Annotated in this window: 7 protein-coding genes; 6 read left to right on the top strand and 1 reads right to left on the bottom strand. The window is 31.7% G+C overall.

Annotated features, from left to right (window positions below):
* Together ACH2BG_RS00565 and ACH2BG_RS00560 are read left to right on the top strand one after the other, a co-directional pair.
* Positions 1-633: hypothetical protein (locus ACH2BG_RS00565; RefSeq protein ID WP_395045795.1), on the top strand; the 633-nt coding region annotated here is incomplete at its 5' end.
* Positions 634-738: 105 nt separating this feature from the next.
* The gene (locus ACH2BG_RS00560; protein WP_395045794.1) at positions 739-2,991 is read left to right on the top strand and encodes a DUF5686 family protein; all 2,253 of its coding nucleotides are present in this window, start codon (positions 739-741) and stop codon (positions 2,989-2,991) included.
* Between the two features lie 3 nt (positions 2,992-2,994).
* Here ACH2BG_RS00560 and ACH2BG_RS00555 read toward each other — a convergent pair whose 3' ends face one another.
* The gene (locus tag ACH2BG_RS00555) at positions 2,995-5,265 is read right to left on the bottom strand and encodes a cation:proton antiporter (protein WP_395045793.1); all 2,271 of its coding nucleotides are present in this window, start codon (positions 5,263-5,265) and stop codon (positions 2,995-2,997) included.
* A gap of 183 nt (positions 5,266-5,448) precedes the next feature.
* On the opposite strand from ACH2BG_RS00555, the gene ACH2BG_RS00550 reads away from it, so the two are divergent.
* From ACH2BG_RS00550 to asnS, 4 genes are all read left to right on the top strand, one after another.
* Positions 5,449-7,866 carry an RND family transporter gene (locus tag ACH2BG_RS00550; RefSeq protein ID WP_395045792.1) on the top strand — a complete coding sequence of 806 codons (2,418 nt, stop codon included), beginning with the start codon at positions 5,449-5,451 and terminating at the stop codon, positions 7,864-7,866.
* A gap of 257 nt (positions 7,867-8,123) precedes the next feature.
* Positions 8,124-8,531 (top strand): hypothetical protein, encoded by a 408-nt coding sequence (locus ACH2BG_RS00545; protein WP_395045791.1) that lies wholly within the window; start codon positions 8,124-8,126, stop codon positions 8,529-8,531.
* Between the two features lie 131 nt (positions 8,532-8,662).
* Positions 8,663-9,328, top strand: a complete 666-nt coding sequence (locus tag ACH2BG_RS00540) for a hypothetical protein (protein ID WP_395045790.1) — start codon at positions 8,663-8,665, stop codon at positions 9,326-9,328.
* Between the two features lie 361 nt (positions 9,329-9,689).
* On the top strand, positions 9,690-11,120 hold a 1,431-nt coding region (asnS, locus tag ACH2BG_RS00535; protein ID WP_395045789.1), incomplete at its 3' end, for an asparagine--tRNA ligase.

The raw sequence follows: 11,120 nt of genomic DNA, 5'->3' as shown, positions 1-11,120 counted from the left end.
AAGTCGAAAAACATAACCGAAAAAAATATTATAGATTATAAACAAACAGCAGATAATGCTGACAACAGAATTAAAACACTAATTAACGAAATAAACTCCTACAAAAAGAAAATAGATAGTACCAATGTTGTTCTAACACAAACCAATGCTAACTTAACAAAAACGAGCGCTAGCTTAACTAAAGAAAAAACAAAAAATGACACGCTAACGGTTTCTAACAAGAAATTAGCAAAGAAAATTACCGAGGCTTCAAAATTGTATTTTTATGAGTTTAAAACAAATTTCTTCAAGTCGAAAAGCTCTGGAAAGCTAACTGAAACAGATAAAGCCAGTAAAATAAATCTAATAAAAGTTAGTTTTATGATTGCAGAAAATGATTTGGTAAAATCGGCGACTAAAGATTTTTATATCCAAATTATAGACAGTAAAAATAATGTTTTGGGAAGCAAAAATGTAGAAAAATTTGGCAAGGAAACCTTAAATTACAGTGCTTCTAAAAAAGTTAAATATCAAAATAAAACTATAAAAGTAGAATGCGAAATATCAGTAGCTGACTTACAGCAGGGCATTTTGTTTATTAATGTTTTCGATAAATCTAAATTAATTCTAAACTCGGCAGTTACCTTGTCGTAATAGGTTTTCATTTTTTTAAATTATATAACTAATCCCATTTGTTCTGATTTTTTATTTAATAAAACTATATTTGTATGTATTCCAGCAAAAAGGAGTGAAAAACTGATGAATTCAAAAAAGCAACTTTATTTTATATGTTTTTTTCTTTTGCTATTTGTCAATATAAAAATTATTGCGCAAGAAAATGCATTTGCTGGCGATACTATTATCCAGAAAGTAATTCTTTACAAACCTGTAAACAAACCCAAGAATTATGAATTTACAGCTTACAACAAACTTATAATAACTGCAAATCCGGATTTAATTGAAGGAAGAATAGACTCGATTTTTGTTAATAAACGTAAGAAAAAAGTGTTGTCTGAAATAGATTCTTCCGATTATTTTTTTAAAAAAATAATCTCAAAACAACATTTGTATCAAACGGAAAAAATATCAAAATTTCAAGTTGTAAATAATCATAGAAAAGAAAGAATTCTTGCCACAAAAATGGCTGGTTTCAAAGAACCTATTTTCGAATATTTTGCGCTGCAATTACAACCCTTTTCTTTTTATGACGATAAATATTCGTTGGTAGAAAAAGAATATACAAGTCCAATTTCTGATAAAGGAATAAGAAAATACAATTATGCTTTTTTAGAAACTACTATTTTAGAGAATCGAAAAGTTTATAAAGTTATATTTCAGCCCAAACAAAAATCTAAAACAGATCAGTTAGAAGGTATCTTGTTTGTTGATGCCAAAAAATTTAGCATCGCAAAAATTGAGTTAAAGGTTTCGGGATTAGTACAAATAAAATCCAGCCATGATTTTAGGTACGATAAACAATTAGACAATTGGTTTCCTACGAAAAATAATCTTTCTATAAAAAAAGGAAATAGTAAAGCGCCAATAAAAATACTTGGCGAAACCATCACTTTTGAAGGAAATGATCCTAAATTAAATCCTAAAGGCAAAAAATACGCTTCGGATTTTGTCGAAATAAAATCTAATACAACCTATTTTGAGCCAAGATTTAATGAGACTCCAAAAATAAAACATCCAGATATTGCCATAACAATAAGCGAAAATGCAATTTCAAAAAAAGAGTCACTTTGGTATAACTATTTCAATGATTCGACAGATGTGAGAAGCAGTACAACCTACTTTTCGTTAGACAGTTTGATTCAGAAAAGAAGGTATGAAAACAAGATTAAAATTGGACGAAAAGTGCTAAAAGGATATTATCCAGTTGGTTTTTTTGATGTCGATTTACGTTATATTTTTCGTTACAACAATTATGAAGGCTTTAGGTTGGGTATAGGTGGTGTCACTAACGAAAAGCTATCTAAAAATTATAAACTAGAAGGATATTATGTTTACGGAACAAAAGACGGCTTCTTTAAAGGATATATTGCCAACTCATTTCGGGTAGATAATCACACGGAAACTTGGTTGGGTTTTTCGTACAAGGACGACGTAAATGAAATTGCAAGTACTTCTTTTGAAGTAGATAAACGAACCTTCAAAATTTACGACCCAAGACCATTTAACATTAGTACTTTTTACAATCATGTAACCTGGAGAGGATTTGTTGAAACTAAAATTATTCCAAAAACTGAAAGTATTTGGCAAATTTCGCAAAGCGATATTATTCCGAGATTCGATTACTTATATAAGCTAAATGATAATTTGTATAAAAATTTTAAGACAACTTTACTAACCGTTTCCTTGCAATGGAATCCGTTTAGTAAGTACATGCAAACGCCAAACAAAACAATTGAGATTGATAAAAACTACCCAAAATTTACTTTTCAGTTTTCAAAAACGATTCCTAAATTATGGAATAATGATTTCGATTTTAGTAAAATAGATTTTCGATTTGATTACCAAAAAAAGTTTAACTCAAACCACAAATTAATGTTTCTCATGGAAGGTGGTTATGCTTTTGGAGATGTCCCAATAACGCATGTTTACAACCATTCACCAAATAATTTGACCAAAGATAAAATTATACAACGCATCACTTTTGCAGGAAAAGACAGTTTTGAAACCATGTATTATAATGAGTTTTTCTCGAATAAGTATGCTTTTTTTCAGTTAGAACATCAGTTTCCTAAATTTCAAATAAGCAAAAAAATAAAACCTGTTTTTTCTCTTGTTACCAAATACGGAATTGGAAGTTTAGACAATCTAGAGCGACATTTAAACCTAAGTTTTAAGACTCTAGAAAAAGGTTATATGGAGTCTGGATTTGAATTAAATCAAATTTATCAAGGTTTGGGATTTGTAGCTTTTTACAGATACGGGCCGAATCAATTGCCTGATTTTGAAGACAATGTTGCTATAAAATTAAGTATTAAAATTGATTTAGGTTTTTAAAAGTTAAGGCTTAATAATTAATACAGAAGGTAAATTACTTAACCAAACACTTTGCGAATCGACTAATTTCTTCCAGCTATCCAAGCTAATAACCATCAAATCTTGTTTGATTAAGAATGATTTTAGGATCTGATCCTCATTTACTAGGGCAATGTTATCTGGGTAGGTTTTTTCTAAAGTTTGAATGGCATTTTTTATCAAAAAGTTGTTTTTTATCTGATTATTTACATCAATAATTTTAATTTTTGAATTGTTATTATAGACAAATTTTTGAATATAATCAACCAGAAAAGCATCGTCAGTGCTAAAGAAAGGGACAAATACTTTGTCGGTATAATTCAATTCGTTGTCTACAAGAATACCCAATGGTGTTTTGTTTTTGGCAATAATTTGACGTGTCCTCTCATCAAAAATCGAATTTGCAAACAAGCCTTCTTTTCCTGTAATCTTATCGAGTAATCTGTCTGGATTTATAATCCTTGTGGTAAATCCCAACACTTTACCAAGTAAAGTTCCTTCAAATATAGATTTTCCTAAACCTACTAACAGTAAGTCATAGTCACCATGATTGGCAATGTCGGCAATGTCGGTTTCAATGTCGGTTGTCGCTTTAAATATGGTATTTATGTCTTGATTTAATGTTTTAGATTCTTTAAGAATAGGAACGAAAGTTTCTTTTTCATAGTCTTCAAGATTAAAACCGTGCATTTCATCACTTACCGATAGGTGCATTGCAGTTATGGTGGAAACTTCTTTTTGTTTTTTGATCAAGCTATTTGCCAGTCGAAGCAATGATTTCCCTTTTTCATAGTTTCCAAACGAAATAAGAATTTTATATTTATTAGTTTCAATTACATCTTCGGGAGTTAATATTTCTTTCTCTTTAAAAACATGGTTTATTAAATCCAGAGCTGGCCCAGTCATAAATGTGGTAACTAATGCCATAATAACCATCATAGTAAACATTTCAGAAGTTAGAACGCCTAAATCATAACCAATATTTAAAACAACTAGTTCCATTAATCCACGTGTGTTCATTAAGGCGCCAATTGTCAAACTGTCTTTCCAGTTTTGTCCTACAAATTTAGCAGCAAGGGCACTTCCTACAAATTTTCCTACGACTGCAACTAAAATAATAAATCCCGTAATTTTCCATAAATATGGATCGTTAATCAATCCTATTTGTGTGCGTAATCCTGTAAAAACAAAAAATAAGGGAAGTAAAAGTATTAAGGCAACATCTTCAACTTTTTCGATAAAAATATTTCTAAATTTAGAGACGTCTGGCATGATGACACCTGTCATAAAAGCCCCAAAAAGTGCGTGAATCCCTATGACTTCGGTTGCATAAGAAGATAAAATAAGTGTTAGAAAGAAAATTGCGACAACAGGTTTGCTTAAATTTTCGTTGTTCGAATACAAATCGCCTACTCGTTTGAAGAATGGCTTTACAAGAAACAACATGAGCAAAACATAAAATATTGCCAGACCAATAACGTAAAGAGAACTTTCAAATGTTCCGGCTTTTACAATAGCAATAACGACAGCAAGCAAACACCAAGCTGTAATATCATCGGCGGCGGCACAAGTAATAACTATACTTCCTAATTTTGTTTTATGAATTCCTCTTTCTTGTACAATTCTTGCCAAAACCGGAAATGCAGTAATACTCATTGCGATTCCCATAAACAAACTAAAAGAAAGAAACTCGACGCCTTGTGGTGCAAATTTATAATATACAAAATATGCTAAAGAAATTCCTAGCGCAAACGGAATAACTATACTGGCATGACTTATTACAACTGCTTCATTGGCTTTGTTTTTTAGGACTTTTAGGTCTAATTCCATTCCTATAACAAACATGAAGAGGATTAGTCCAATTTGACTCAAGAATTGAAGATTTCCTAGAGATTCTGTTGGGAATAATGCCAATGAAAACTCTGGAAAATACATTCCTACGACTGATGGGCCAAGAAAAATACCAGCTATTATTTCTCCAATCACTGATGGTTGACCAATTTTTTTGAAAATCCAACCAAAAAAACGAGCCACAATAATTATGGTAATTATTTGTCCTAATAAAATGGCTAAAGGATGGTGTAGATTATGTGTTAGAGAATCTAAAAATTGATTCCACTCTGTATTTTTTGCTGAAGGAGCGATAATTTTTCTTCCAATTTCTAGGCTTTTACCTTGTCCAACAACCCAATATATTAAAGCCGTAAAAACGCCAGTAACAGTAAAATAAAACAATGCATTTTTTAAATTTTTCATAAAAAAACAGGAGAATTATTAGCTTTATATTGTACAAAGATGACGAAATTCACCTACAAATAAAAACATTCAATAAATTAATCACTTAAAATTAATATTAAGAGAATAAACCTATTAAAACTTTTTATTTAAACCGTTAAAATTTATAGGTTTTAATTATCTTTGCTTACCATTTTAGGTTTTATGAAAAAGATGTTAAGTATCGGGTTTTGGGAGTTTATTGCCCGAGTAATCCTCAGAAATAGAATAGTGTTTTTATCAGGAATTGTTATCATCACAATTCTGTTTGCTATGCAATGGAAGAATATCAAATTCACACAAACAGAAGCCAATCTTATTCCGTTTGATGATCAGATAAATGTAGATTATAGATCTTTCTTAAAAAACTTTGGAGAAGAAGGCAATCTTGTTGTAATTGCGACAAAAGACCCAAAATTATTTACTCCAAAGGTTTATAAAGCATGGAACGATTTGATGACTACAATTCAATCTAACAAAGAGGTTGATTTGGTGATTTCTATAAGTAGTTTAAAGAAATTGGTTAAAAATGATTCTTTAGAAAGTTTTGAACTAAAACCATTAATAGATACAAAGAAAACTCAAAACACTGTTTATTTATCTCAAGTAAAAGATGAATTATTAAATAATTTACCATTCTATGAAGGTTTGTTATTCAATAAAAAATCGGGTGCAATTCGGTCTGCAATATATTTAGACAAAAAAATAATCAATACAAAAGCAAGAAAAGATTTTGTGCTTAATAAGTTAATTCCTGAAATTGAAAAATTTGAAAGTGAAACTGGTGTCGATCTTCGAACTTCAGGAATGCCATACATTCGAACATTAAATGCAAAAACAATTATTGATGAAATTGGTTTGTTTATTGGAGCGGCATTACTAATTACAGGACTTATTTTCTTCTTCTTCTTTCGATCATTTAGAGCAACACTTATTGCATTAGTTATTGTAATTATTGGTGTAATGTGGTCTTTTGGGTTGTTAGGATTATTGGGTTATGAAATCACGGTGCTAACAGCACTTGTCCCAACATTAGTTATTGTTATTGGAATTCCGAATTGTATTTTTCTAATAAACAAATACCATCAAGAATACCAAGTTCATGGTAATAAAGCCAAATCTTTGCAGCGAGTTATTACAAAAACAGGGACAGCAACACTAATGACAAACTTAACTACGGCATTAGGATTTGCTACGTTTATAGTAACAAATAATGTATTGCTTACAGAGTTTGGTGTTGTAACTTCGATAAATATTATTGCACTTTATTTATTGTGTCTGTTCGTTATTCCAATATTTTTTAGTTACATACCAGCGCCAATTCCAAGACATTTAGGGCATTTAGAACGTGAATATCTTACCTCATTTATGGCTTGGATTTTGAGAACCGTAAAGTACAACAGAATTGGTGTTTACATAACTTCGATATGTTTGCTTGTGTTAGGAATAATAGGAATTTATGAAATTAGAATCTCTGGAAGCATCATAGAAGATATGCCCAAGAGTACTGCTTTTTTTGATGACATTCGATTTTTTGAAAAAGAGTTCGATGGTGTAATGCCATTAGAAATTATGATTGATACCAAACGCAAAAAAGGCGTTATGAAATTATCGATGCTAAAACGTATGGAAGAGCTCGAAGAAACGATTCAAGAAATTCCTGAACTAGCAAAACCTCTGTCAATAGTAAATTTAGTTAAATATTCGAAGCAAGCTTATTATAACGGAAATCCCGAATATTACGAATTACCAACACAACAAGAACAAGCTTTTATTTTGTCGTATGCAAAAAATGCTACACAAAATTCGAAAGAAAATTTGATGAAAAGTTATGTAGATTCGACAGGACAATTTGCCAGAATTACGACTTTTATTAAAGATGAAAATGGCGAAAAAATGAATGCTATCGAAGCTCAAATCAGAGCAAAAGCAAATAAATTATTCCCTTCACCGCAGTACAATGTTATTATTACAGGAAAAGCTTCGGTTTTTCAGAAAGGAACACAATATTTGTTAGATAATTTACTGTCATCATTAGCTTTTGCATTTCTTATCACCTCATTATTGGTTTTAATTATGTTTCGTTCTTTAAAAATGGTCATTGTATCGTTAATCCCCAATTTATTACCATTAGTGCTTACAGCAGGATTGATGGGCTTTTTAGGAATTCCGCTAAAACCATCAACCATATTAGTTTTCGGGATCGCTTACGGACTTTCGGTCGATGATACTTTGCGTTTCCTTGCCCAATACAGGTTAGAATTAGCTAGAAACGATTGGAAAATAAAAAAATCAGTTATTGCAACGTTCAACGATGCTGGAATTAGCATGTTTTATACTTCGATTGTTTTATTTTTCGGATTTTCTGTGTTTATGTTATCAAGTTTTGGAGGAACCGTAGCACTTGGAGGTTTAGTAGCGATTACTTTATTCTTTGGAATGTTGTCTAACTTGGTTCTGCTTCCAGCGCTTGTCTTATCGTTAAACAAAACATTGTCTAACGAACAAGAATTTATAGCGCCAACTATCAGTATTTTGGAACATACTGATGCCGAAGTTGATGCAATGGAAAATAAGAAATAAATTTCAATAAGTATCTGTATAGTAATTATTTATTTGTACTTTCGTTTTGTAAAATCGGAATTTTCTTACAAAATGAATAACATATTAATTACTGTCACAGGGATTGAGACTGGCGACACTTATCTCGCAAAGTCGTATCCTGATCCGATTATGATAATAATGGAAGAAAGGAGGCATATTCAACACCTGTTTACAAAGTAACCATTGAAAATGAAGCTAATAAAACAAAGAAAAAGGAGTGGAAAGCCTTGCGTTTTATGCCATATTGGAATGACCCAAAAAGTCCTTCTACTCATTACAGAACAGAAGGCTGGGCTAATTCCGGATTAACCATCTTAGACAGAAAAAAAGTTGTTTTATACGACAGAAACTATGAAGTCCACAACTCATATTCGCCTTTTGGCGGTGCAATACAAATGCAAGGCAATTTCCTCATACATGCCGGACCTTCAAATATCTATGAGTCTGGCTGGGGAGCCGCAGGCTGTGTCGAAATCATAGGAAGCTTTGATGATTTTAAAAAAGATATTGCTGATTTGGCAGGCATACCTTCTAAAAACCTGCATGAAGCCATGCTAACACTAGTCAAATCGGGCAAGCTTTTTGTAGAAGTGCAATATGCATTAAGACCTAATTTTAAGAATAGTTTTCATTCTGAATTTTAACATAGATTGTAAATCATGAGATTTACAATCATTTTATTTCTTTTTGCAATAAATTTTGTTAGCTGCCAGAACATTTCAAATGAGACAACTGATTATTCAATAATAAAAAGAAGAACATAACCATATCCAAAATGACCAGACATTTAACATATTTAATTTTCATCGTGGGACTAATTTCTTGTGGATTTACTTTTGATAATAGTGAAAAACTTAAATCTGGAGAAATTACAATTAATTGGACAAACAAATTGTCGGGAGATTTTTCATTCAAAGAGAAATGGGATTACCCAGAAGGGGTTTATAAAAACGATTTTGGCCAATTAAGTTGTGATGGGCTTTGTCCTCCCGAAATAGAGAGAATGAAAGATGAAAAAGGAAGAATTTACGAAGACTCTTTAAAAGCATTTTATAAACTGGTTGATACAACTCGCCAATTCCATTCCATTCAATCTGAGGCTTGGGTGTATGAGTGGGCAGGGACAAATTTTGTAACTGCGACAAGAAAAAATAAAGATACTGTTGCTTGTTTCACACATAATAATGTGGCGACCCATAGTAGCTTATTTTTGACAATCACAAAAGAGAAGTGTATTCCAAAAATTGAATTAAATAGCATAGTTGGTTCGACAGGAACAAAAACATACACTTGCAAAAGAGGACAAATTGAGATAGATAAGAATTTATGGGATAAAGGAATTTTAAAAGCAAGATTTGACTTTATCTTTGATCATAAAGAAAACCCAAGTAAACCAATGTTTTGGAAAGGCAAATTGTATACTGAAATTAAGAAGAAATAAAGAAGAATTCATAAATACAATCAAAGCAGATACTGAATTCAGAATAAAATCTGCTTTAAAAAATTAAATCATTTTCCACGAAATTAACATTTCTTTACCTATTCGAACTTTGCCATCGAGTCATTCGAATGGAAACGCTAGTTGGGCTAAACTTCATAAAAATAGTTTCGTGTGAGATTCCTCCTTCGTCGAAACGACAAAAGACATCATTTATAGCATTAGTCTAGCCTCAATTGAAACGACATCCTTTTTGTTTTTTCTTTAAAAACAAAAAGATATAGTGTAAAGCGGGAAAAAGCTCCTAAAAATTATAACAAATCAATTATATTTGCAACTATAATATTACAATTATCAAATTACAATGAAACATACAAGAATAAAAGACTTACTAAATAGTACAAAAACACTTCAAGAAGTAAATGCAAAAGGTTGGGTAAGAACTTTTAGAAATAATCAGTTTATAGCTTTAAACGATGGTTCGACGATACATAATATTCAATGTGTGGTCGATTTCGAAAACACACCAGAAGAAACCTTAAAAAGGATTACAACTGGAGCAGCAGTTTCCGTAACTGGAAATCTTGTTGAAAGCCAAGGTGCTGGACAAAAATACGAAATCCAGGTTGTTAAATTAGAAATTCTTGGCGATTCTGATGCTGAGAAATTTCCAATGCAACCTAAGAAACATTCCTTAGAATTTTTGCGTGAAAATGCGCATTTGCGTGTACGTACCAATGCTTTTGGAGCGATTATGAGAGTGCGTTCGGTACTGTCATTTGCGGTGCACAACTATTTTCAGGAAAAAGGTTTTGTATATGTAAATACGCCAATTATTACTGGTTCTGATGCAGAAGGTGCTGGAGAAATGTTTAAAGTGACTGCTTTATCTTTCGATAACACACCAAGAACTGAAGATGGAAAAGTAGATTACAAAAAAGATTTCTTCGGAAAAGAAACCAATCTAACGGTTTCTGGACAATTAGAAGGAGAAACTTTTGCAATGGCTTTGGGCCAGATTTATACGTTTGGACCAACATTTAGAGCCGAAAACTCGAACACTTCTCGCCATTTGGCAGAGTTTTGGATGATTGAGCCAGAAGTTGCTTTTAATGATTTGAATGACAATATGGACTTGGCGGAAGATTTTATTCAATATGTGATAAAATATACTTTAGATAAATGCCAAGATGATTTAAAATTCTTAGAAGGTCGTTTGACCGAAGAAGAAAAACAAAAACCACAAGCGGAACGTAGCGAAATGGCTTTGTTAGAAAAACTAAACTTCGTTTTAGAAAACAATTTCAAACGTGTTTCTTATACCGAAGCGATTGATATTTTAAGAGATTGCGCGCCAAATAAAAAGAAAAAATTCAATTATATTATTAACGAATGGGGAGCTGATTTACAATCAGAACACGAACGTTATTTAGTTGAAAAACACTTCAAATGTCCAGTAATTTTATTTGATTATCCAGCAAATATTAAAGCTTTTTATATGCGTTTGAACGAAGATGGAAAAACAGTTCGTGCTATGGACATCCTTTTTCCAGGAATTGGAGAAATTGTAGGAGGCTCACAAAGAGAAGAGCGTTTTGATGTCCTTGTCGAAAAAATGAAAGCCTTAGGAATCGATGAAGAAGAATTATGGTGGTATTTAGACACACGCCGTTTCGGAAGCGCAGTTCACTCAGGTTTTGGACTTGGTTTCGAAAGATTGGTTCTTTTTGTAACTGGAATGACAAACATACGTGACGTAATTCCTTTTCCTAGAACACCTATGAATGCAGAATTT

The organism is Flavobacterium sp., assembly GCF_043779715.1.
Taxonomy (GTDB): domain Bacteria; phylum Bacteroidota; class Bacteroidia; order Flavobacteriales; family Flavobacteriaceae; genus Flavobacterium.
Note: the sequence above shows the minus strand (reverse complement) of the source record. Positions and strands in the feature narration are given on the sequence as shown.

Excerpts from the sequence above, each read along its gene's own strand:
- ACH2BG_RS00555 (WP_395045793.1), bottom strand. The coding sequence starts at position 5,265 with ATGAAAAATTTAAAAAATGCATTGTTTTATTTTACTGTTACTGGCGTT.
- ACH2BG_RS00545 (WP_395045791.1), top strand. The coding sequence starts at position 8,124 with ATGCCATATTGGAATGACCCAAAAAGTCCTTCTACTCATTACAGAACA.
- ACH2BG_RS00540 (WP_395045790.1), top strand. The coding sequence starts at position 8,663 with ATGACCAGACATTTAACATATTTAATTTTCATCGTGGGACTAATTTCT.
- ACH2BG_RS00560 (WP_395045794.1), top strand. The coding sequence starts at position 739 with ATGAATTCAAAAAAGCAACTTTATTTTATATGTTTTTTTCTTTTGCTA.
- ACH2BG_RS00550 (WP_395045792.1), top strand. The coding sequence starts at position 5,449 with ATGAAAAAGATGTTAAGTATCGGGTTTTGGGAGTTTATTGCCCGAGTA.